Below are 21,817 nucleotides of genomic sequence, written 5' to 3'. Positions count from 1 at the left end.
GCCCCCCCCGATAACTAAGACTAAAGTTCCATAGCAAATCTTTGTCAATATTACGTCGTTAAAACGGACGACCGGCACTTGAGCAGTACAACTAGCTGTTTTTAAAAGACATATAGGAAGTTGAGTGCAGGTATAGAGCGAAATGTTATTTCTAACTGTTTCAACGCCACCTACGCTGCTGCATAAGGGAGCAACGCAGCGATTTCGGAAGACTCGCCATCCATAGAGCGACCAGCCTGCGTGTCCATAAGCTGTTAACGGGACTACATTTACTGTTACCTGTTGCGCCTCAAGGGCAACCGGCTTTTCGAAGTGGGAGGATCAACATGCCCAAGCAGTCGAGCATCCGTTCCGAACTGGCCGACGCGCTCTTTCGTATGCGTCGCAGTTTTTACTTGCTGGCAGGGTTCAGTGGCGTCATAAACGTCATGATGTTGACGCCAGCCGTTTATATGTTGCAGGTCTATGATCGAGCCCTGGTCAGTCGCAACGTCACGACGCTGGCGATGTTGACTGTCCTGGTGGTAGGTCTGTTCTTGCTGATGTCCACGCTGGAAATGGTCCGCACCCGCGTACTGATCCGGGTCGGCAACTGCCTCGACATGGACCTCAACCGGCGAATTTTCACCGCGGCATTCGAGCGCAACCTGAGCCGCGCCGGAGGTAATCCGGCCCAGGCCCTGCAAGATCTCGCCCAGGTTCGTCAGTTCGTCACCGGTAACTCCCTGTTCGCTTTCTTCGATGCACCGTGGACGCCGATCTACCTGCTGGTCGCCTACCTGATCCACCCACTGCTCGGACTGCTCACGCTGATCGGCTCTCTGATTCTGATGGGCCTGGCCTATCTGACTGAAAAGGCGACGCAGAAGCCGCTGGCCGAAGCCAATCAGGCCGCCATGTCCTCCGCCCTATACGCCAACAACAACCTGCGCAATGCCGAGGTCATCGAGGCCATGGGCATGCTGCCGTCGATCAGCAAGCGCTGGTTCCAAAGCCATTTGCGCATTCTGGAAATGCAGACCATGGCCTCCGACCGCGCCGCCTTGATCAGCAGCACCGGTCGCTTCGTGCGTATCACCTTGCAGTCGTTGATCCTCGGCGCCGGTGCGCTGCTGGCGATCGAAGGCAAGATCACCCCGGGGATGATGATTGCCTGCTCGATCCTTACCGGCCGCGCACTGGGCCCGGTGGAACAGGTAATCGCGTCGTGGAAGCAACTGCTCGGTTGCCGTTCGGCCTGGGGCCGGCTCAACGAGATGCTGCACGACTATCCGCACCGGCCACCGAGCATGTCGCTGCAGCGACCAATGGGCATGCTGGCGGTGGAGAATGTGTATGCCGGTGCCCCCGGTACCAACAACACGATTCTGCGCGGGGTGGGCTTCAGCCTTGTCCCCGGCGAAAGCCTTGGCATTATCGGTCCATCCGCCTCGGGCAAATCCACCCTCGCCCGCTTGCTGGTTGGCGTCTGGCCGGCACAGGCCGGCAAGGTGCGCCTGGACGGCGCAGACATTTTCACCTGGAACAAGGGCGAACTTGGCCCCTGGCTCGGCTACCTGCCACAGGACGTGGAGCTGTTCGAGGGCAACATTGCCGACAACATTGCGCGCTTTGGCGAAGTGGACAGCGAAGCGGTCATCCGCGCCGCCAAGAGCACTGGCGTACACGAGATGATCCTGCGTTTCCCGCAGGGTTATGACACCCGTCTGGGCACCGATGGTAGCCCGCTTTCCGGTGGCCAGAAGCAACGCATCGCCTTGGCTCGCGCGTTGTATGGCGAACCCAATCTGATCGTGCTGGATGAGCCGAACGCCAACCTCGACGACGTCGGCGAAAAGGCCTTGGTCGATGCGCTGGCCGAACTCAAGGGCCGCGGCGCCACTGTCATTCTGATTTCCCACCGTCCCAACGTACTCTGCGCCGTCGATAAGGTGCTGATGATGCGCGACGGCGGCGTGCAGATGCTTGGCACGCGCGATGAAGTATTCGCAGCGCTGCGCAAGGCCAGTGTGATGCCTGCTGGCGCGTCGACCCCTCTGGCCTCCGTCAAAGCGCGGGAGTGACCGATCATGCAAATGAGCCAACACACCGAGATGATCAAAGCCGATACCAGAAGCATGGTAGATCTGGACGTCGGTAAACCCGCGCGATGGGGCGTGTGGCTGGTGCTCGCCGGCTTCGGCGGCTTCCTCCTGTGGTCCTGGCTGGCGCCACTGGATGCCGGTGTGGTCGCGACAGGCACGGTCAAAGTCACCAACAATCGCAAAGCCGTGCAGCACCTCACCGGCGGTACCGTGGACGCCATTCTCGTTCGCGAAGGCGATGTGGTGAAAAAAGGTCAGGAGGTGGTCCGTCTCGATTCGTTGCATGCCGTTTCCGAACAGGGTGCGGTCAGCGCCCAGTACATCGTCAGCAAGACGGTGGAAAACCGCCTGGAAGCGGAACGTGACGGCCGCGATGTAGTGAACTTCGACCCCGAGTTGCTCAAGCGCTTCGGGGATGACCAGCGCCTGGCGGCCGCCATGGACTTGCAACAGCGTCTGCTGGACACTCGGCGCGCCGGTCTCGCTGGCGAAATCAGCATACTGCAGGAGAACCTGGCGGCGTCGGCGGTGCAGCTCAAGGGCCTGCAGCAGGTCTATAGCGCCCGCGCCTCGCAGATCAGCTTCCTCAACCAGGAACTGCAAGGCACCCGCGTGCTCACGGCCGAAGGCTATGTGCCGCGCAACCGCCTGCTTGAGCTGGAACGCAGCAATGCCGAGCTCTCCGCCGGCCAGGCCGAGAACCTCAACAACATCGCCCGCGTGCGTAGCCAGACCACTGAAATCAAGTTGCGCATCCTGCAGCGCCAGCACGATTACCTGAAGGAAGTCGAATCGCAACTGACCGACACCGCCAAGGAAAACACCACCCTGGCCGACCGCTTGCGCGCGCTGGACTATGAAGTGACCCATACGGTGATTCGTTCGCCGATCGATGGCATGGTCCAGGGCCTGAGCATTGCCACCGTTGGCGGGGTCATTCAGCCTGGCTTCAAGATCATGGAAATCGTTCCGGTCAACGAGCCGCTGCAGGTCGACGCAATGATTCCCGTGCAGGCCATCGACAAGATGGTCCCAGGCCTGCCCGTGGACATTTCCTTCCCGGCCTTCAACCATGCCAGGACGCCAAACATCCCCGGCCGCGTGAAGACCATCTCCGCCGACCGTCTGATGGACGAGGAAAGCAAGCAACCGTTCTATCTGGCTCAGGTGGAGGTCACGCCCGATGGCATGGGCCTGCTTGGCAGCAACCACATTCGCCCCGGCATGCCCGCCAGCGTCACCATAAAAACCGGCGAACGCAACATGATCAGCTATCTTCTTAAACCAATGCTTGATCGTGTGGACAGCTCATTCAAGGAACAATGAGATGGAACGTCGTTGCCTGTTCTTCTGCCTGCTGGGGCTGTCCCTGCCGGCTGGTGCCATGGACCTCAAACAAGCCTGGGATCTGTTGCAATTCCAGGGCCCTATCTACCAGGCCTCCGTGCATGAAAAAGAGGCTGGCCAGGAAAACCGCGCCATCGGCAAGGCCGGCCTGCTACCGCAGATCAATGCCTCGGGCTATCACAACAAGGTCAATGGCTCCCAAAGCCAGAGCGGCATCGACAGAGATCTCCATTACGACTCCAAGGGCGCTAACGTGCGCCTGCGCCAGCCGCTGTTCAACAAACAGAAGATGGCCGAGTACCGCCAGGGTCAGCAGCGTGCCGACTACAGCATCGCGGTATTCGATGCCAAGACCCAGGACGCCGCGGTGCGCTTGTCCGAAAGCTATTTCGATGTGCTCCTGGCCAGCGAAACCATCGTCCTGGCCAAGTCAAAGCTGACCGCCTTCGAAGAGCAACTCGCTTCGGCGAAGCGGCGCATGGAGCTGGGGGCCGGCACCGTCACCGACATCGACGAGTCGGCCGCCCGCCGCGACCTTGCCGAAGCCGAACTGATCGAAGCGCAGGACAATCTGGTCAACGCGCGCGCCAAGCTTGAGGAATATATCGGTGAAACTCCCGAATCGATGACCACCTTGCGTCCGAGCTTCGATACACCACCGCTGCTACCGAGCAACCTGCAGGACTGGTTGGTCAAAGCCCAGACCGATAGCCCGCTGATCCATGCGCGCCGTTATAGCAGCGACCTCGCAGCAGAAGAAGTGAAGCGTGCCAGTGCCGGCCACTGGCCAACACTGGATTTCATTGCCGGCTACACCGCGGGTGAGAGCCAGTCACTCTCCGAGTTGAATCAACGCAACCACTACGGCTCAATCGGGCTGGAAGTCAATATCCCGCTGTACAGCGGTGGCGGCGTCAGCGCGTTGACACGCCAGGCCAGTGCCAATAGCGATAAGGCCATGGACGAACTCGACGCCGCGCGACAGGAAGTCATCACCGAAACCACCCGTGAGTATCAAGGCATACTGAGCGGCGCCAAACGCATTCGCGCGCTGGAGAAGGCCGTAGTGTCCAACGAACGCTCACTGGCATCGGCTCGCAAGGGCTTCAAAGAGGGCGGCACCAGCACCAACTCGGACGTCCTCAATGCCGAAGAGCTGCTCTTCGTTGCGCGCCACGATCTGTTCGAGGCCAAGATACGCTATTTGATGTCGCGCCTGCGTCTGGCCTCTTCAGTGGGCAGCCTGGGCGACGACGATATCAACCAGATCAACGAATACCTCGGCCCGGAACTGCTGGTCACCAACTAACGTTCACCTGCCGGCCGGTCTAGCCAAATGATGGCTGACCGGCGCGCCCCCTCCCCGTCAATTCCCCTCGCGTTTCGCCCGGTCATTCATTACCGGATCTCGAAGCAGAAAGGCAGCCGACCGCGATAAAAACCGTCAGCGTTGAAATTTGCCCACTAAGCCGTTGATTCCCTTTATGCTCGATCCGATTCCAAATGAAAAGCCACGCCCAGCTCCAGGCTGTAAACTGTGTCCCCATGCGCAAACTTTTGTACCTGACATTTTCCATGGCGTTGCTCGCCGCCCTCACGACCTACGCGATGTGGGCCGCGGACCGGCCGGTGGGTCATTACCTTTCGGACCTGCGGATCAACCTGGCTGTCGACCAGGGTACGCCTGCGGACCGTGGCAATCTCTTGGGCATCCAGCCCGAACTGTTTCCTACCGATTATCAGAGCCCCGAGCGTTTGCACCGCAAGCTCGCGGCCTATCTGCAAGCAGCCCGGGACCAGGGTCTGTTGAACGGCAAGACCGTCGTCGTGTTGCCGGAACACATCGGTACCTGGCTGATGGTCAGCGGCGAGAAGGATGAGTTGTATCAGGCCAGCACCCTCAAGGAGGCCATGAACTGGCTGGCGGTCAGCAATCCCCTGAAGTTCGCCAAGGCATTGATCAGCGCCGAGGGTGGCAACCGTCTGGACGATGCCCACCTGCGCATGAAAGCCAAGGCGATGGCCAGGGACTACCAGGCATTGTTCGGAGGGCTGGCCAGGGAATTCCACGTGACGCTGGTGGCGGGCTCTATCGTGCTGCCCGAACCGAGCATCATCGACGGCACCTTGAAAATCGGCCGCGGCGCGCTGTACAACAGCAGCGTGGTGTTCAACAGCGAAGGCCTGCCGATCGGCCAGCCCCAGCGCCAGATGCATCCGTTCTTCGCAGAACAGAGCGGGATCAAGGCGAACGGCGAGCACTCGCTCAACGTCGTTGATACCCCCGCAGGAAGGCTGGGCGTATTGATCGGCCACGACAGCTGGTACCCGGAAAACTACCTCAAGCTCAACGACCAAAGCGTAAAGCTGGTTGCAGTACCGGCCTTTGTGGCCGGCCGTGGCACCTGGGATCAACCGTGGCGCGGCTACAGGGGTTTGCCGGAGCCGGCCTCGGTCAATTTGAAGCCAGGAGAAGTCAGTGAAGGCCAGGCCTGGCAGCGCCTGACCCTCACTACCCGGATACCGGCCAGTCAGGCTGTCGCTGGCATGAGTGTGTTCCTGCGGGGTCAGTTCTGGGATCAGGGCAGCGCCGGGCAGAGCTTCCTCAGCAGCAACGGCCAGCATTTTGCCGACGGCAACGCCCTGGGTGCGCGCTTGCTGAACCTCTGGCTGTAAACCATGAAACCGCAGCCGATGCGCCTCGGCGATCTGTCGGTGGGCTTTGTTCATAGCCTGGCCGATGCCGTGCGCAGTCATGGTATCGATCCGCAGCCACTGCTCGATCAATACGGCCTCGATGCAGCGCGCCTGAGTGAAGCGGGTGCCCGGCTGTCAATACCGCGGTACATGCGCCTGGGCCACAGCGCCATTCAGCTGACCGACAACCCGGCCCTTGGCTTGCGCATGGGGCAGCTCAGTCGCCTGAGCCAGATCGGCCTCGCAGGGGTCACCGCCGCCCAGGCGCCGACCGTACGTGAAGCCGCGCGCTGCCTGATTCGGTTCGAAGCCTTGTATGGTTCGAACTATCGGGGTCAATCAAGCTTTCACGAAGACGCCCAGGGCGCCTGGCTGCGTTTCTATTCGATCAGCCCCTATAACGCCTACAACCGCTTCGTGGTGGATTCGATCATCGCCGGCTGGTTGCAGCAATTGTCCAGTGTCAGCCCTGCCCCGCTGCGCGCCGAACGCATCGAGATCGAATTCGAAGAGCCCGGTTACCGTGCGGCCTATGACGTTTTGGGGGACTGTCCGATTCAGTTTGGCGGCGAACGCAATCAACTGCGCTTGAGCCAGGCAAGTCTCGCCCAACGCAACCCCGAGCATTGCCCGAGCACCTGGCGGCATTTGCTGCAACTGTGTGAGCGGGAACTGGAACAACTGACACGCACCCGCAGCCTGCGTGAACGGATCATCGCGCTGCTGGGACCCTTGCTCAATGGTGGCCGGGAGCCCGACTTGCAAGAGGTGGCGGCACGCCTGAAGCTGCCCACCTGGACCTTGCGCCGCAAGCTCGCCGATGAAGGCACACAATTTCGTGCCATTCTCAACGACACCCGTCGCGACCTGGCCATGACTTACATACGCGACACCGAACTGGCGTTCGGAGAGATCGCCTACCTGCTGGGCTTTGCTTCAGCCGAAGCGTTTCAACGTGCGTTCAAACGCTGGAACGGGCAGACACCCGGCGAGTTTCGCCGCAGCCATAGAAAAACAGCCTGAAGCTTCTGGCTGCAAGCGACAAGTTGGAGTTTTAGAGCTCAGTGGCGTCTTCTGCGGGCTCCGGCGGGTCCAGTTCAAACGCTTGGTACTCGAGCAGCTCTTCTTGATAATCGTCCATTTTTGAATCTCCCGAACCGTATTGAAAAACGTCTGAATAAATGACCAATGCCTTGAGCATAAAGTGCCCGCGTGAAAGAAAAATGACGCGGGCACGACACTCCGTCGCTACTGAATAAAACGTAGCAACTGGTCAGGAATTTAGCATGGTTTTTTTTCGCGGGAGGCCGCAGAACAGCGGACTTGCTTGATGCGGGTCAATCTTTTGGCTGGTCACAGGATCGGGTCATCTGATCCGACCCTGTGGTGTCACCCTCACTGGCCGGAGACAGGCATCGCCGGAATGGGCTCGCTCGGCGGCGGCAAGTCACTCGGGTTCGCCGGTGGCGTGATGATTTCCGGGGACGGTGCAGGCGCTACACTCTCGGTCGGTGTGATCGGCGCCGCTGCAGGCGGTGGCGCGACCGGTTCAGAGGCCGTAGGAGCGGGTGCCGGGGTCGCCGGGGCTGGCTCTGCGGTCGGCGCAGTGGTCGCGGCGGGCGCCAGGGGAGCCGGCGCTACCTTGGCTTCAGGCACGCCCAGGTCTGTTTTCGGCTTTTCGGTGATGTGCGCAGCCTTTTTCGCTTCCGGCGGCAGGAACAGTTCGACCAGTGCGAAGAAACGCTCGTAGAACTTGGCAGACGATACGGTTTCGCTGGCCACCTTGACCATCGAATCGTCCGATGAACCGATCGGCATCGATACCGAGCCCAGTACCCCCACACCGAGACTGGCGGAGTTGTTGGTTTTCTTCAGCGCATAACGATCCTGCAGGGCGTTGGCGAATACGGTCGCGTGATGCCCTTCGCTACCGTCATCGGCGCACACCACACTGAAACTGATCTCCATGTGGTTCTCGCCGGTCTGCTGGAAGCTCTTGTGGCCACTGACCAGTTTCGGATCGTTGCTGGTGATGATGTAACCCTGACTCAACAAGGCGCGGCGGGCCGCTTCGCAACTCTGGGTATCGGTGACCGGGTAATTACGGGAAAAGGTTCCGGAATCGTCGAAGTTCTCATGCTCGTAGATGGCGGCCTTGTTCGAAGAACAACCGGCCGCTACGGCCAGTACGGCAGCCACGCCGACAATCCGCATGGGAAATGATTTAAACATTGAACATCCTGAGGAAAACGGTTCGGGGCGTATTGTGCAACAGATCGATGCTTAGCGGAGCATCGATTGTGTCTTAAAACGGTTACAGGCTGATTGACCCCGGTTTTGCGCAAAAGTCACCGCAGCAAATGACGTACGGCAAAACAAAAAGACCCCGGCTTTTCGGCCGGGGTCTCCTGTGCAGCACTAAACCTGGTCAGACATCAGTAACGCTTGATGTCCGCCTGGCTTTCCAGCTGCTTGCGATAAGCCGCAAAGTCTTGCTGGCCGATGCGGGAAGCGAGGTAGCGACGATACTGTGCTTTCTCTTCTTCGGTCGGCGCCGCTGCTTCGTTCACGCCATTGAGGCGCACGATCATCAGACTGCCATCAGTCAGCGTCACGCTGGTGAAGGTCGGCTTGTCCTTGGCCGCGGGCTTCGCCATGCGGAACAGCGCCTGCAGCACGGCAGGGTCGACCCCTTCCTGAGCGCGAGTCGCCGCTTCGGTGACTTTCCAGGCCTGGCCGTCGATCGCCTTATCCAGCGGGGTCTTGCCGTCGCGCAGGCTTGCAATCAAGGCTTCAGCCTTGGTCTTGGCATCGGCGCTGGCATGTTCCTTGGCCAATTGCACACGGATCGCAGCAGAAACGCTTTCCAGCGGCAGCTGTGAAGGCTTCAAATGCTCCTTGGCACGCAACACGACCACGGTTTCCGGATCGAGCTCGATGGCGGTGCTGTTCGCGCCTTCATCCAGGACTTCCGGGCTGAACGCCGCAGTGATCACGGCACGGTTGGCTGCAATACCCTCACCGCCTTCACGGCCGAACGGCTTGGAGGTTTGGACGGTCAGTTTCAGGTCCTGCGCTGGCTGAGCCAGATCGGACGCTTCGAACGAGGCGTCTTCCAGTTGCTTGCTCGCCTCAACGAAGCGCTGCTCGACCTGCTGGGTTTTCAGAGCGCGGGTCAGCTTGTCTTTCAGGCTGGCGAAGGTTGGCACTTCAGGTGCTTCCACCCCCAACAGCTTGATCAGGTGGAAACCGAAGTCGGTGCGAACCGGCCCCGACACCTGGTCCTTGGCCAACGAATACAGGGCTTTTTCGAACGCCGGGTCGTAGACGCCAGGACCGGCATAACCCAGGTCACCGCCGTTGTTCGCCGAACCCGGATCCTGGGAGAACTCCTTGGCCAGTGCCTCGAACTGCTCACCCTTGGCCAGACGGGCCTGGATCTCTTCGATTTTCGCCTTGGCTTGCGCCTCGGTGGTCTTGTCGTTCACTTCAATCAGAATGTGCGCAGCCCGGCGTTGCTCGGACAGGTTCGCGATTTCTTTCTGATAGGCCGCTTGCAGGTCTTCGTCGTTGACGCTGACCTGATCGAAGAAGGAAGCCTTCTTCAACTCGAGGTAATCGATGATCACCTGATCCGGCGTCATGAATTCCTTGGCGTGTTCGTCGTAATAGGCCTTGACCTCTTCGTCGGTCAGCTTCACAGCCGCCGGGTCAGCCTTGATGCTCAGCGAAGCGAAATCGCGGGTCTGTTTTTCCAAACGGGCAAACGCGAGCACCTGCGCATCGGTCACGAAACCGCTACCTGCCAGACCGGCACGCAGCTGACCAATCAGCATTTCCTGAGCCAGCATCTGGCGGAATTGCATGCGGGTATAGCCGAGTTGGCGAATCACCTGGTCGAAACGCTCGGAGCTGAACTTGCCGTCAACTTGAAATTCTGGTGTTTGCAGGATGACCTGATCAAGTGCCGCCTCGGAAAAAGCGAATTTCGATTTTTCGGCGCCTTGCAGCAGCAGTTTGCGATCGATCAGGCCCTTGAGAGCCGATTCGCGCAACATTTTTTCGTCCAGCAAGGAAGCATCGAAATCCTTGCCCAGCTGTTGCATGAGCTGACGGCGTTGCATATCGACCGCCTGGCTCAGCTCGTTCTGGCTGATTTCATCGCCGTTGACCTTGGCCGCATCATTACTGTGCGACGTGGCCTTGAAAATGGCGTCGAAACCGGTCAAGGCCATCAGAACAACGATGACCCCGATAATAGTCTTGGCAATCCAGCCTTGTGAATTGTCCCTGATATTCTGCAGCATGCGTCCCCCAGAAACGGTTGAACTTCAAAATTAGGCAACCGTGGAGCGTGGGTAGAATCCGGATAGAAGAAAGGCGCATCCGAGGATGCGCCTTCTCGTAACTGGCGGAGCGGATCGAGGGCTCGAACTGGCGACCCTCGGTGTCTTGAACCGGCGACCTGCAGTCAGGACTGCCGCTCCGCTGCCAAGTCAGGCATGACCCCGACCCGGATGGGTAAAAACCTGAATCGAACTTAGTTGACAGCTTCTTTCAGTGCTTTACCGGCTTTGAAACCTGGTTTTTTGGCTGCTGCGATTTCCAGCGTCTTACCGGTCTGTGGGTTACGACCAATGCGAGCTGGACGATCAGTTACGGAGAAAGTACCGAAACCAACCAGAACAACAGAGTCGCCAGCCTTGAGAGCGCCAGTGACGGATTCGATTACAGCGTCCAGCGCACGGCCAGCAGCAGCTTTCGGGATATCAGCGGATGCAGCGATAGCATCAATCAGTTCCGACTTGTTCACTCTAAGTCCCCTTATATCTATTTGAGTATGATTCTAAGTTTTTTTGGTGAAAGCAAAAACGAGTGCTGAATGGCCTACAGACACTTAAGAGCCGCTTTATAACAAGGGCTCTAAAAAGCTGTCAAGAAAGCCCCCCAGGCAAATACGTACTAATGCGTGCTAATTCTTTCCTTAGAATCTGCGTCGCGCTTCTCATCCTTCGCGACTATCTCCGGAGCCACGTCCGGCAAGGGCTCCGGCGCGTATTGCAACGCAATTTGCAGGACCTCGTCAATCCATTTAACCGGTTTAATCTGTAGATCCTGCTTGATATTGTCCGGAATCTCTTTGAGATCGCGCACATTTTCTTCAGGAATGATCACGGTCTTGATTCCGCCACGATGGGCAGCCAGCAGTTTTTCTTTCAAACCGCCAATGGCCAGCACCTGACCACGCAAAGTGATTTCGCCGGTCATGGCGACATCCGCGCGTACCGGAATGCCGGTCAATGCCGACACCAGGGCCGTGCACATGCCTACACCGGCGCTAGGACCGTCCTTCGGAGTTGCCCCTTCCGGCATGTGGATGTGCGTGTCGCGCTTCTCATGGAAGTCCAGGGGAATGCCCAGGCTCTTCGCCCGGCTGCGAACAACAGTCAAGGCAGCGGTGATCGACTCGACCATCACGTCACCCAGAGAGCCGGTCTTGATCAACTGGCCCTTGCCCGGCACCACAGCGGCTTCGATGGTCAGCAGTTCGCCGCCCACCTGAGTCCATGCCAGCCCGGTCACCTGACCGATCTGATCCTGCTGTTCAGCCAGGCCGTAGCGGAATTTGCGCACGCCCAGGAAGTGCTCCAGCATGTCTGCGGTGACCTTCACCGAGAAGCGTTTTTCCAGCGCATGTTCCTTGACGGCCTTGCGGCAAACCTTGGCAATCTGACGCTCCAGCCCACGCACACCGGCTTCGCGGGTGTAGTAGCGAATGATGTCGCGGATCGCCTCTGCGTCAAACTCCAGCTCACCTTTCTTCAAGCCGTTGGCAGCAATCTGCTTTGGCGAAAGGTATTTGACGGCGATGTTGATCTTCTCGTCTTCGGTGTAGCCCGGCAGACGGATCACTTCCATCCGGTCCAGCAACGCCGGCGGGATGTTCATCGAGTTCGAGGTGCACAGGAACATCACATCGGACAGGTCGTAATCGACTTCCAGATAGTGATCGTTGAAGTTGTGGTTCTGCTCGGGATCGAGCACTTCCAGCAACGCCGATGCCGGATCGCCACGCATGTCGCTGCCCATTTTGTCGATTTCATCGAGCAGGAACAGCGGGTTGCGGACACCCACCTTTGTCATTTTTTGAATCAATCTTCCTGGCATCGAACCGATGTAAGTACGGCGATGGCCACGGATTTCCGCTTCATCACGTACACCACCGAGGGCCATGCGCACAAATTTGCGGTTGGTAGCGTGAGCGATCGACTCCGCAAGGGACGTTTTACCCACCCCCGGAGGCCCCACCAGGCACAACACCGGACCACGAATTTTCTTCACGCGTTTTTGCACGGCGAGGTATTCGAGGATGCGTTCCTTGACTTCTTCCAGGCCGTAGTGGTCGGCATCCAGAATGTCTTCTGCACGCGCCAGGTCCAGACGTACCTTGCTCTGGGCCTTCCACGGCACCTGAACCAGCCAGTCGATGTACGAACGCACCACGGTCGCTTCCGCGGACATCGGCGACATTTGCTTGAGCTTGTTCAGTTCGGCCGTCGCCTTGGCCAGGGCATCTTTCGGCAGACCGGCGGCTTCGATACGCTTTTTCAGGTCTTCGACTTCATTGTGACCTTCGTCACTGTCGCCGAGCTCTTTCTGAATGGCCTTCATCTGCTCATTCAGGTAGTACTCGCGCTGACTGCGCTCCATTTGCTTTTTGACGCGGCCGCGAATGCGTTTTTCGACTTGCAGCAGATCGATCTCGGCATCCAGCAACGCAAGAACGTGCTCGACTCGGGCCGACAGATCGATGATTTCGAGGATTTCCTGCTTCTGTTCGATCTTCAGGGCCATGTGCGCGGCCATGGTGTCCACCAGGCGGCCTGGCTCGTCAATGCTGTTGAGCGATGACAGGACTTCAGCCGGGACTTTTTTGCCCAACTGCACATATTGTTCGAACTGCGACAGCAGGCTGCGAACGAACACTTCCGACTCGCGCTCTGGCGCGTCGACTTCGTCGATCAGGGAGACTTCGGCACGGCAGTGGCCGTCCACTTCGCTGAAGCGCTCCACGGCGCCCCGCTGCTCACCCTCGACCAGGACCTTGACCGTGCCGTCAGGCAGCTTCAGCAGCTGCAGAACTGTGGCAATCGTACCAACGCGATACAGGGCATCTTCACCAGGATCGTCGTCAGCCGGGTTTCTCTGGGCTAGCAGAAGAATCTGCTTGTCACCCGTCATCGCAGCCTCGAGGGCTTCGATGGATTTCTCGCGCCCCACGAACAGCGGGATAACCATGTGCGGATAAACCACGACATCACGCAATGGCAGGAGAGGCAATTCGATGGTTGTCTTCATGATTTCGCCTCTACGGCGGCCGTAAGGCCGTAAACAGATGGAAGTAAGCTTGAAACCAAGATGGGGGCTGCCTTGAAAAAAAACAAGCGCAAAGACAGTGTTAAAACGCACTAAAAGAAAAGGGGCCCGAAGGCCCCTTCTTTAATTCAAGCTGCGTGACGCTTAAGCGTCTGGCGCGGCCTTGGCGGTCGGCTCACTGTTTTCGTAGATATACAGTGGCTTGGACTTGCCTTCTATCACGCTTTCATCGATCACTACTTTACTCACCTCGGATTGCGAGGGGATTTCATACATAGTGTCGAGCAATACACCTTCGAGAATCGAACGCAGGCCACGGGCACCGGTTTTACGCTCCAGGGCACGCTTGGCGACCGACTTCAGAGCGTCGGAACGGAATTCCAGATCAACGCCTTCCATCTCGAACAGCTTGGCATACTGCTTGGTCAGAGCATTTTTCGGCTCGGTGAGGATCTGCATCAACGCAGCCTCGTCAAGCTCGTCCAGCGTGGCAAGTACCGGCAGACGACCGACGAACTCCGGGATCAGACCGAACTTGACCAGATCGTCAGGTTCGACTTCACGCAGGGACTCGCCCACCTTCTTGCCTTCTTCCTTGCTGCGTACTTCCGCGTTAAAGCCAATGCCACCCTTGGTGGAACGGTTTTGAATAACCTTTTCCAGACCGGAGAACGCACCGCCGCAGATGAACAGGATGTTACGGGTGTCGACCTGCAGAAATTCCTGCTGCGGATGCTTGCGACCACCTTGAGGCGGAACGGAAGCAACCGTGCCTTCGATCAACTTGAGCAGGGCCTGCTGCACGCCTTCACCGGAAACGTCCCGGGTGATCGACGGGTTGTCGGATTTGCGCGAAATCTTGTCGATTTCATCGATGTAGACAATGCCCATCTGGGCTTTTTCCACGTCGTAATCGCATTTCTGCAGCAGCTTCTGAATGATGTTCTCGACATCTTCACCCACGTAACCCGCCTCGGTGAGGGTGGTTGCGTCGGCGATGGTGAACGGAACGTTCAGCAAGCGGGCCAGTGTTTCGGCAAGCAGGGTTTTACCCGAGCCTGTCGGGCCGATCAGCAGGATGTTGCTCTTGCCGAGTTCGACGTCGTCATTCTTTTTGTCACGCTGATTCAGGCGCTTGTAGTGGTTGTACACCGCTACGGCCAGAACCTTTTTCGCACGCTCCTGACCAATCACATACTGATCAAGGATGCCGCTGATTTCTTTAGGCGAAGGCAATTTATGCGCGCTGCTTTCTGCCTGTGCTTCCTGCACCTCCTCGCGGATGATGTCATTGCACAGGTCGACGCACTCGTCGCAGATAAAGACCGAGGGGCCGGCAATCAATTTGCGTACTTCATGCTGGCTTTTGCCACAGAAGGAGCAATAGAGCAGCTTGCCGTTGTCCTCGCCGTTGCGGGTGTCAGTCATTCGTTCGATCCAAATCCGATAGGCTTGCAACACAAGATGAAGGCTATTGCGGGCTTTTTCAAGCCCGCAGGTGATCGGACCCGCCGACCAACCCTATTTTGAGCTGCTTATTTTAAGCAGGGCGCTGGGTGATCACTTCATCGATCAACCCGTACTCACGCGCGGCTTCTGCACTCATGAAATTGTCGCGGTTGGTATCGCGCTCGATTTCTTCAAGAGTGCGCCCGCTATGCATGGCCATCAGCGTGTTGAGGCGCTCACGGATAAAGAGGATTTCCTTGGCATGGATTTCGATATCCGACGCCTGGCCCTGGAAACCGCCCAGTGGCTGGTGAATCATCACACGCGAGTTCGGCAGGCAGTAACGCTTGCCAGGGGCACCGGCCGTCAGCAGAAACGCGCCCATGCTGCACGCCTGACCGATACAGGTGGTCGCCACGTTGGGCTTGATGAACTGCATGGTGTCGTAGATCGACATGCCCGCCGTCACCGAACCGCCCGGTGAGTTGATATAGAGATGGATGTCCTTGTCCGGGTTTTCCGCTTCAAGGAACAGCAGTTGCGCACAGATCAGATTGGCCATGTAGTCCTCTACCGGGCCAACCAGAAAGATCACTCGTTCCTTGAGCAGGCGCGAGTAAATGTCGTAGGCGCGCTCGCCACGAGCGGACTGCTCGACAACCATCGGGACCAGGCCGCCTGCGGCCTGGATATCAGAGTTCTGCTGAATATAGGAATTACGGAACATGCTCTGCAGTCACTCCCAAATAGTTATGTCTTGAATACGCATAAGCCAGCACGAAGGCTGGCTTATGGTGTTTGCTTCTTACCGCAAATGTGATCAGTCGGCTTGTGGTGCTTCTACCGGCTTGACCGCTTCTTCGTAAGAGACCGATTTGTCGGTCACGCTAGCTTTCTGCAGAACAGTATCCACAACTTGCTCTTCCAGCACAACCGAACGAACTTCGTTCAGTTGCTGGTCGTTCTTGTAGTACCAGGACACAACCTGCTCAGGCTCCTGGTAGGCCGAAGCCATTTCCTGAATCATCTCGCGAACGCGGGTTTCGTCAGGCTTCAGGTCGAATTGCTTGACCACTTCAGCCACGATCAGGCCCAGCACAACGCGACGCTTGGCTTGCTCTTCGAACAGCTCGGCCGGCAGCTGGTCAGGCTTGATGTTGCCACCGAACTGCTGAACGGCCTGCACGCGCAGACGGTCAACTTCGTTGGACAGCAGAGCCTTTGGCACTTCGATCGGGTTGGTGGCCAGCAGACCGTCCATTACCTGATTCTTGACCTTGGATTTGATCGCCTGACGCAGCTCGCGCTCCATGTTCTTGCGAACTTCGGCACGGAAGCCTTCCAGACCGGTTTCCTTGATGCCGAATTGAGCGAAGAATTCTTCGGTCAGTTCTGGCAGCTTTGGCTCGGAAACGGTATTTACAGTCACGGTGAACTCGGCGGTTTTGCCAGCCAGGTCCAGGTTCTGATAGTCCTCAGGGAAAGTCAGGTTCAGAACGCGTTCTTCACCGGCTTTTGCACCAACCAGGCCATCTTCGAAACCAGGGATCATGCGGCCGGAACCCAGAACCAGCTGAGTACCCTTGGCGGAACCGCCGGCGAACACTTCACCGTCGACCTTGCCGACGAAATCGATGTTCAGCTGGTCTTCGTTCTGGGCAGCGCGATCGGCCGCTTCGAAACGGGTATTCTGCTTGCGCAGGACTTCCAGCATCTTGTCCAGATCGGCATCAGCCACGTCAGCGCTCAGGCGCTCGACGGTGATACCTTCGAAACCGGCAACGGTGAACTCAGGGAACACTTCGAATACAGCGACGTATTCCAGGTCCTTGCCAGCTTCCAGGGATTTAGGCTCGATCGAAGGCGATCCAGCCGGGTTCAGCTTCTGCTCAACCACAGCTTCGTAGAAGGAAGACTGGATCACGTCGCCTACAGCTTCCTGACGAGCATCGGCACCGAAGCGGCGCTTGATTTCGCTCATTGGCACTTTGCCCGGACGGAAGCCAGCAATCTTGGCCTTTTGGGCGGTCTGCTGCAGACGCTTGTTGACCTGGCTCTCGATGCGCTCAGCCGGCACGGTGACGCTCATGCGGCGCTCAAGAGCAGTAGTATTTTCAACAGAAACTTGCATGGATATTCCTCGTTGCACAGACGTTAGCCGGCCGTTTCCGACCCCAGAATCAAGGGCATGCATTCTAGTGGGTCAAACTCAAGAAGTCACCCTACTGAAAACGGGTAAAAAAGCAGCAGGCAATTTATAGGTGCGAATGCACGGATGCACCTCGCCCCGATGGCAAATACAACCAATCACGCCAAGGCTCTGCGCCAACCCTTCTATATATAGAGGAGGTGGCCAATCATCTCCCTGACAGCCGATCTCGCAAGCAAGGCCGGCGGACAGGACGGCATCATCGAGAAACATAAATACGACGAAACGCCCTGCCCCTGCGGCCCGAAACCTGCAGCCGCTGAAACAAAAAAGGCGCCAGACTTTTCAATCTGGCGCCTTTCGAAATATGGGGTGGACGATGGGGATCGAACCCACGACAACGGGAGTCACAATCCCGTGCTCTACCAACTGAGCTACGCCCACCATATTGCCTGTTAAAGAAGCCAAACAACTTCTTTATCAAGCTCCAGCCAGGCCAACAGCCTGAATGAAGCTTTATTTGGTGCGGATGAAGAGACTCGAACTCTTACGCCTCGCGGCGCTGGAACCTAAATCCAGTGTGTCTACCAATTCCACCACATCCGCGGATGAAGCCGTTAAAGCAAAGGCGCCAGACTGTTAATCTGGCGCCTTTCGAAATATGGGGTGGACGATGGGGATCGAACCCACGACAACGGGAGTCACAATCCCGTGCTCTACCAACTGAGCTACGCCCACCATATCGCGCTACTTGTGCCAATGCTGCCTAATGGCGCACCCGGCAGGACTCGAACCTGCGACCATCCGCTTAGAAGGCGGATGCTCTATCCAGCTGAGCTACGGGCGCCTTGTTAGCTGTAACCTTGGAGGACTACAAACTAAGTGCTTTCCAGTCTTGCAGAACTGTAATCCTGCTCGACCTTCTTAACCAGTGCTAGGCTGTGCCCGACAAGTGCGACGAATAGTATAGAGCCCCCTGAAGGTCGTCAAATCCTTTTTAAAAAAAATTCATTTAATTAAAGGAGTTAGGGGAATTTGCAGACCAAGCGCCTTTGCCCTCACCGCATGACATGCGAGAATGCGTTCTCTTTTTTTCCCCTCTCGATGGTTAATCACGCGCAATGACTGCACAACTAATCGACGGCAAATCGATCGCCGCCAGCCTGCGCCAGCAGATCGCCCAACGTGTCACCGAGCGTCGCCAGCAAGGCCTGCGCACGCCCGGCCTTGCGGTGATCCTGGTCGGCAGCGATCCTGCCTCTCAGGTTTATGTCTCGCACAAGCGTAAAGACTGTGAAGAGGTCGGCTTTCTATCCCAAGCTTATGACCTGCCTTCCGAAACCACTCAAGAAGCGCTGACCGAGCTGATCGATCGCCTGAACGACGATCCTGCAATCGACGGCGTTCTGCTTCAACTTCCGCTTCCCGAGCACCTGGACGCCTCCAGACTGCTGGAGCGTATTCGTCCGGACAAAGACGTCGACGGTTTCCATCCTTATAACGTCGGTCGCCTGGCCCAGCGTATTCCGCTGCTGCGCCCGTGCACCCCCAAAGGCATCATGACCCTGCTGGAAAGCACCGGCGTCGATCTTTACGGGATGAATGCCGTGGTCGTCGGTGCGTCCAACATCGTTGGCCGCCCGATGGCGATGGAATTGTTGCTGGCCGGTTGCACCGTGACGGTCACCCACCGTTTTACCAAGGACCTGGCCGGCCATGTCGGCCGTGCGGACCTGGTCGTCGTCGCCGCCGGCAAGCCGGGCCTGGTCAAGGGCGAATGGATCAAAGAAGGCGCGATCGTGATCGATGTCGGCATCAACCGTCAGGACGACGGCAAGCTGGTCGGTGACGTGATCTACGAAACCGCCCTGCCCCGCGCCGGCTGGATCACTCCGGTACCGGGTGGCGTTGGCCCGATGACCCGTGCCTGCCTGCTGGAAAACACCCTGTACGCCGCTGAAACCCTGCACAGCTGAGTTTCAACGAAGACGCTGACAGCGAGTCAAAGAACCCCGCCCCTGGCGGGGTTTTTTTTGCCTGCGAAACAAGCTCGACCACCCGACGGAAAATGACTTTTTTTTCATGTTTCTCAGGACTTTCACCTGCTACTTGATCAACCATCGACAGTTATTCAGCCATACTCCAGAATGTCGCGCTTTTTACGAAATAGCCCGTTACAAAACGGCTTATCAACACCTTACGAGTCTGCCAGCGTGAAAATCCGTCTTTCCATCCTGAGCCTATTTTTTGCAGTTACAGGGGTTTTCCTCACGCCAATCGCCAGTGCTGACGAGACCACCGCAGCGCCGCGAGAGACGAAGACACTCAAGCTCGCTTCCGGCAGTTCCTTACTGCTGGACATACAGACCAATAAAGTCATCTATGCCAGCAACCCTGACGTGGTGGTGCCGATCGCTTCCGTCAGTAAGTTGATGACAGGCCTGGTCGTGGTTGAATCCCGGCAGAACATGGACGAATACATCGACGTCAACATCAGCGACACACCGGAAATGAAAGGCGTGTTCTCCCGGGTCAAGCTCCGCAGCGAACTGCCGCGCCGGGAAATGCTGCTGATTGCCCTGATGTCTTCGGAAAACCGCGCCGCCGCGACTCTGGCGCACCACTATCCGGGCGGCTATGCCGCGTTCATTGCTGCAATGAACGCCAAGGCCCGGGCACTGGGCATGACCAATACGCATTTCGTCGAGCCGACCGGTCTCTCCCCGCGCAACGTGTCGACCGCTCGCGACCTGAGCAAGCTGTTGATCGCCGCGCACAAATACCCGTTGCTGACAGAGCTGAGCACGACCAAGGAAAAAACCGTCTCGTTCCGTAAACCCAACTACAGCCTGGGCTTTCGCAACACCGACCATTTGGTCCGCAAACCGGACTGGGACATTCAACTGACGAAAACCGGTTTCACCAACGAAGCCGGTCACTGCCTGGTGCTGGTGACCCGGATGAGTAACCGTCCGGTTGCCCTGGTGCTCCTGGACGCTTATGGCAAATACACACACTTTGCCGATGCTGCCCGCATCCGCAATTGGGTCGAAACTGGCAAGAGCGCCAATGTGGCTTCTGCAGCCCTGCAGTACAAATCGGACAAGAACCTCAAGCAGCGCCAGAGTGGTGTAGTTGAAGCTTCGAAGTAAGCAGGCAGCTACAGCAGGCAAAAGCCCCGATCATTCGGGGCTTTTGCCTGCTGTAGCTGTTAATCGTTGGGCAGAGGCATCTGGTCATCATCCGGAATGCCATCACCTTTGCTTGGGTCTCGCCAGTCCTGCGGATGTTTGGTCGGCACCACCGTCGGCCGCGCCAGCGGATCGCGCATCGGGCTGTCCGGATCCATCACTGGGTCCGTGTCCTGCTCGGGAGTGGTCGGAACGGTTTCCGGACGCTTGTCGTCGAAACTGGAATCGGTAGACATACTCACCTCCATTGGACCTAGGGTTTCAGATTGCCCAGTGGATCGTAGGGTTTGGCCGGGGCCTTGGGGTTGTCGCCCGGTTTCACATCCCTCGGTGCCTTGGCCGGTCCGACGGGATCAACCTGCGGATCGGAAAGGTCCGGGGAATCCGGGTCGAACCCCAGTTCATCACCGGAGGAATGTTCAGATGAATGCGGGCCGACAGGCGTGGGGGGATGAGCCATGGGCACCTCCTGATCTCGAACCGATGGTTGCAGATCGTTATAGATCAGAGGCTGGCGACGGACAATGGTGCCCGTCGGGTGACCAACGGGCTTACTGCGCGGCCAATGCCTTTTTAGCCTTGGTCGCCGCTTGTTCCTGACCGGCCTGAGCCAGATCGTTGGCGGCCTTGAGCCAACGCTGCTGATCGACCTGGGCCGGGATTTGCGTCGGCTTCTGGATCAGCACCGCCCAGCCGCCGGAGTCCTTGAACGCCGACTCGAAGGAGCTAAAGCTCATCAGTTCACGGCGATTCATCCCGGCGCGCAGCAGGACCGTCTGCTTCTGACGGTTGTAACCGGCAAGAATGGCGTAACGCGGTTCGGCCCACATGGCCGAGCCCTCAGTGAAGCGCACCATCACCGGATAACCGGCGGCGACTTGCGTCAACAACGCCGAAAGGTTGCTGTCGACGGGATAAACGACCATCCCGTACTCGCGGGCCAGGTTCTGCATGTTCTGTTGCAACCGGTCTTCGCCCCCCGGCAAATGCAAGGGCTTGTCGAGCAAGCCCGGGGTGATCACGATGCCCTGCTGGGACAGCATGCTGGCCAGCACCTGCGGCCCGCTTTGATAGGCATCGCCCCGGTAGAATCGACCGCTGAGTTCGACACGCTCCGGCAAACGCTTGATCTCGGGCGCAATGCTCCCGGCACAGCCCGCCAGGCTGGCCACGCAACCGGCTATCAGCATGGCCGACAAAATTCGAGAAAATACCCGCACCATCATCTCTCTCTTGTTCAGGTTCAGACGCCAGGCAACCCCACTCCCGGCTTGGTTGTCGATCATAGGTTGCCGCGCCGCTACGGTATAGCTCTAAACGGCAGTTGAGTGCATTCGATAGAGCGAACTGGTTGGTGACAGACGACTTTCGGTCAATAGCCTGAAATGTATCAACGACTAGACTGTTCTCTGAAGCGACAGCAGCAAAGCGTGTTTGCCCGCAGCAGGGCAAAGAGGAGGCACAGATGAGCCTGGCAATGATTATTTTGATGTTGATTGGCAGTTGGCTGGCGGTAGCCGCCG

Annotated in this window: 18 protein-coding genes and 4 tRNA genes; 7 read left to right on the top strand and 15 right to left on the bottom strand. The window is 58.0% G+C overall.

The features are described 5' to 3' along the window. Positions 1–326 precede the first annotated feature (326 nt). The 5 genes from PMI29_RS07365 to PMI29_RS07385 all read left to right on the top strand — a co-directional run bounded on the left by PMI29_RS07365 (position 327) and on the right by PMI29_RS07385 (position 7,151). Entirely contained in the window at positions 327–2,063 is a 1,737-nt protein-coding gene (locus tag PMI29_RS07365; protein ID WP_008001584.1) for a type I secretion system permease/ATPase, read from the top strand. 6 nt (positions 2,064–2,069) lie between these two features. Next, the gene (locus tag PMI29_RS07370; protein WP_008001583.1) at positions 2,070–3,410 is read left to right on the top strand and encodes an HlyD family type I secretion periplasmic adaptor subunit; all 1,341 of its coding nucleotides are present in this window, start codon (positions 2,070–2,072) and stop codon (positions 3,408–3,410) included. A 1-nt stretch (position 3,411) separates the two neighbouring features. After that, positions 3,412–4,740 (top strand): TolC family outer membrane protein, encoded by a 1,329-nt coding sequence (locus PMI29_RS07375; RefSeq protein WP_008001582.1) that lies wholly within the window; start codon positions 3,412–3,414, stop codon positions 4,738–4,740. A 236-nt stretch (positions 4,741–4,976) separates the two neighbouring features. Further along, positions 4,977–6,107, top strand: a complete 1,131-nt coding sequence (locus PMI29_RS07380) for a carbon-nitrogen hydrolase family protein (protein WP_033052606.1) — start codon at positions 4,977–4,979, stop codon at positions 6,105–6,107. 3 nt (positions 6,108–6,110) lie between these two features. Further along, complete coding sequence (locus PMI29_RS07385; protein ID WP_008001580.1) at positions 6,111–7,151, top strand: AraC family transcriptional regulator; 1,041 nt, start codon at positions 6,111–6,113, stop codon at positions 7,149–7,151. Between the two features lie 31 nt (positions 7,152–7,182). Here the strand turns inward: PMI29_RS07385 and PMI29_RS32325 are convergent, their stop codons facing one another. The 12 genes from PMI29_RS32325 to PMI29_RS07435 all read right to left on the bottom strand — a co-directional run bounded on the left by PMI29_RS32325 (position 7,183) and on the right by PMI29_RS07435 (position 17,950). Next, positions 7,183–7,329, bottom strand: coding sequence for a hypothetical protein (locus PMI29_RS32325; protein WP_177323284.1), 147 nt, complete (start codon positions 7,327–7,329; stop codon positions 7,183–7,185). A 194-nt stretch (positions 7,330–7,523) separates the two neighbouring features. Then, positions 7,524–8,360 carry a DUF2242 domain-containing protein gene (locus tag PMI29_RS07390; RefSeq protein WP_008001579.1) on the bottom strand — a complete coding sequence of 279 codons (837 nt, stop codon included), beginning with the start codon at positions 8,358–8,360 and terminating at the stop codon, positions 7,524–7,526. A gap of 203 nt (positions 8,361–8,563) precedes the next feature. Continuing rightward, positions 8,564–10,435, bottom strand: coding sequence for a SurA N-terminal domain-containing protein (locus PMI29_RS07395; protein WP_008001577.1), 1,872 nt, complete (start codon positions 10,433–10,435; stop codon positions 8,564–8,566). 233 nt (positions 10,436–10,668) lie between these two features. Next, positions 10,669–10,941, bottom strand: coding sequence for an HU family DNA-binding protein (locus tag PMI29_RS0130365; protein ID WP_002552737.1), 273 nt, complete (start codon positions 10,939–10,941; stop codon positions 10,669–10,671). A gap of 149 nt (positions 10,942–11,090) precedes the next feature. After that, positions 11,091–13,487 (bottom strand): endopeptidase La, encoded by a 2,397-nt coding sequence (lon, locus tag PMI29_RS07400; protein ID WP_008001575.1) that lies wholly within the window; start codon positions 13,485–13,487, stop codon positions 11,091–11,093. Between the two features lie 162 nt (positions 13,488–13,649). Continuing rightward, a complete protein-coding gene (gene clpX / locus PMI29_RS07405) occupies positions 13,650–14,933 on the bottom strand; it encodes an ATP-dependent Clp protease ATP-binding subunit ClpX (RefSeq protein WP_007982210.1) in 1,284 nt (427 codons plus the stop codon). A gap of 112 nt (positions 14,934–15,045) precedes the next feature. Beyond that, entirely contained in the window at positions 15,046–15,681 is a 636-nt protein-coding gene (gene clpP, locus PMI29_RS07410; protein ID WP_008001573.1) for an ATP-dependent Clp endopeptidase proteolytic subunit ClpP, read from the bottom strand. A gap of 93 nt (positions 15,682–15,774) precedes the next feature. Beyond that, positions 15,775–17,085: a trigger factor gene (gene tig / locus PMI29_RS07415; RefSeq protein ID WP_008001571.1), complete on the bottom strand. Its 1,311-nt coding sequence runs from the start codon at positions 17,083–17,085 to the stop codon at positions 15,775–15,777. A 386-nt stretch (positions 17,086–17,471) separates the two neighbouring features. Next, a tRNA-His gene (locus tag PMI29_RS07420) sits at positions 17,472–17,547 on the bottom strand. Between the two features lie 77 nt (positions 17,548–17,624). After that, a tRNA-Leu gene (locus PMI29_RS07425) sits at positions 17,625–17,709 on the bottom strand. A gap of 56 nt (positions 17,710–17,765) precedes the next feature. Beyond that, a tRNA-His gene (locus PMI29_RS07430) sits at positions 17,766–17,841 on the bottom strand. A gap of 32 nt (positions 17,842–17,873) precedes the next feature. Then, positions 17,874–17,950 (bottom strand) — tRNA-Arg (locus PMI29_RS07435). A 274-nt stretch (positions 17,951–18,224) separates the two neighbouring features. Here PMI29_RS07435 and folD point away from each other — a divergent pair. After that, positions 18,225–19,079, top strand: a complete 855-nt coding sequence (gene folD / locus PMI29_RS07440; RefSeq protein ID WP_008001570.1) for a bifunctional methylenetetrahydrofolate dehydrogenase/methenyltetrahydrofolate cyclohydrolase FolD — start codon at positions 18,225–18,227, stop codon at positions 19,077–19,079. A 237-nt stretch (positions 19,080–19,316) separates the two neighbouring features. Continuing rightward, positions 19,317–20,255 (top strand): D-alanyl-D-alanine endopeptidase, encoded by a 939-nt coding sequence (gene pbpG, locus PMI29_RS07445; protein ID WP_007986491.1) that lies wholly within the window; start codon positions 19,317–19,319, stop codon positions 20,253–20,255. Positions 20,256–20,314: 59 nt separating this feature from the next. On the opposite strand, the gene PMI29_RS07450 is transcribed toward pbpG, so the two are convergent. From PMI29_RS07450 to PMI29_RS07460, 3 genes are all read right to left on the bottom strand, one after another. Then, entirely contained in the window at positions 20,315–20,530 is a 216-nt protein-coding gene (locus tag PMI29_RS07450) for a hypothetical protein (protein ID WP_008001568.1), read from the bottom strand. A 17-nt stretch (positions 20,531–20,547) separates the two neighbouring features. Next, positions 20,548–20,754: a DUF6021 family protein gene (locus tag PMI29_RS07455; protein WP_007986494.1), complete on the bottom strand. Its 207-nt coding sequence runs from the start codon at positions 20,752–20,754 to the stop codon at positions 20,548–20,550. A gap of 91 nt (positions 20,755–20,845) precedes the next feature. Further along, a complete protein-coding gene (locus tag PMI29_RS07460) occupies positions 20,846–21,580 on the bottom strand; it encodes a peptidase C39 family protein (protein ID WP_008001565.1) in 735 nt (244 codons plus the stop codon). Positions 21,581–21,817 lie beyond the last annotated feature (237 nt).

It is taken from the genome of Pseudomonas sp. GM49 (assembly GCF_000282355.1).
Classification (GTDB): domain Bacteria; phylum Pseudomonadota; class Gammaproteobacteria; order Pseudomonadales; family Pseudomonadaceae; genus Aquipseudomonas.
This window is presented reverse-complemented; position numbering and strand designations above follow the sequence as displayed.

Coding starts and splice junctions, on each gene's coding strand:
- PMI29_RS32325 (WP_177323284.1), bottom strand. CDS start 7,329: ATGCTCAAGGCATTGGTCATTTATTCAGACGTTTTTCAATACGGTTCG.
- lon (WP_008001575.1), bottom strand. CDS start 13,487: ATGAAGACAACCATCGAATTGCCTCTCCTGCCATTGCGTGATGTCGTG.
- PMI29_RS07390 (WP_008001579.1), bottom strand. CDS start 8,360: ATGTTTAAATCATTTCCCATGCGGATTGTCGGCGTGGCTGCCGTACTG.
- PMI29_RS07450 (WP_008001568.1), bottom strand. CDS start 20,530: ATGTCTACCGATTCCAGTTTCGACGACAAGCGTCCGGAAACCGTTCCG.
- PMI29_RS07365 (WP_008001584.1), top strand. CDS start 327: ATGCCCAAGCAGTCGAGCATCCGTTCCGAACTGGCCGACGCGCTCTTT.
- PMI29_RS07370 (WP_008001583.1), top strand. CDS start 2,070: ATGCAAATGAGCCAACACACCGAGATGATCAAAGCCGATACCAGAAGC.
- PMI29_RS07375 (WP_008001582.1), top strand. CDS start 3,412: ATGGAACGTCGTTGCCTGTTCTTCTGCCTGCTGGGGCTGTCCCTGCCG.
- PMI29_RS07395 (WP_008001577.1), bottom strand. CDS start 10,435: ATGCTGCAGAATATCAGGGACAATTCACAAGGCTGGATTGCCAAGACT.
- PMI29_RS07385 (WP_008001580.1), top strand. CDS start 6,111: ATGAAACCGCAGCCGATGCGCCTCGGCGATCTGTCGGTGGGCTTTGTT.
- PMI29_RS07380 (WP_033052606.1), top strand. CDS start 4,977: ATGCGCAAACTTTTGTACCTGACATTTTCCATGGCGTTGCTCGCCGCC.
- clpX (WP_007982210.1), bottom strand. CDS start 14,933: ATGACTGACACCCGCAACGGCGAGGACAACGGCAAGCTGCTCTATTGC.
- PMI29_RS07460 (WP_008001565.1), bottom strand. CDS start 21,580: ATGATCGACAACCAAGCCGGGAGTGGGGTTGCCTGGCGTCTGAACCTG.
- PMI29_RS07455 (WP_007986494.1), bottom strand. CDS start 20,754: ATGGCTCATCCCCCCACGCCTGTCGGCCCGCATTCATCTGAACATTCC.
- tig (WP_008001571.1), bottom strand. CDS start 17,085: ATGCAAGTTTCTGTTGAAAATACTACTGCTCTTGAGCGCCGCATGAGC.
- clpP (WP_008001573.1), bottom strand. CDS start 15,681: ATGTTCCGTAATTCCTATATTCAGCAGAACTCTGATATCCAGGCCGCA.
- folD (WP_008001570.1), top strand. CDS start 18,225: ATGACTGCACAACTAATCGACGGCAAATCGATCGCCGCCAGCCTGCGC.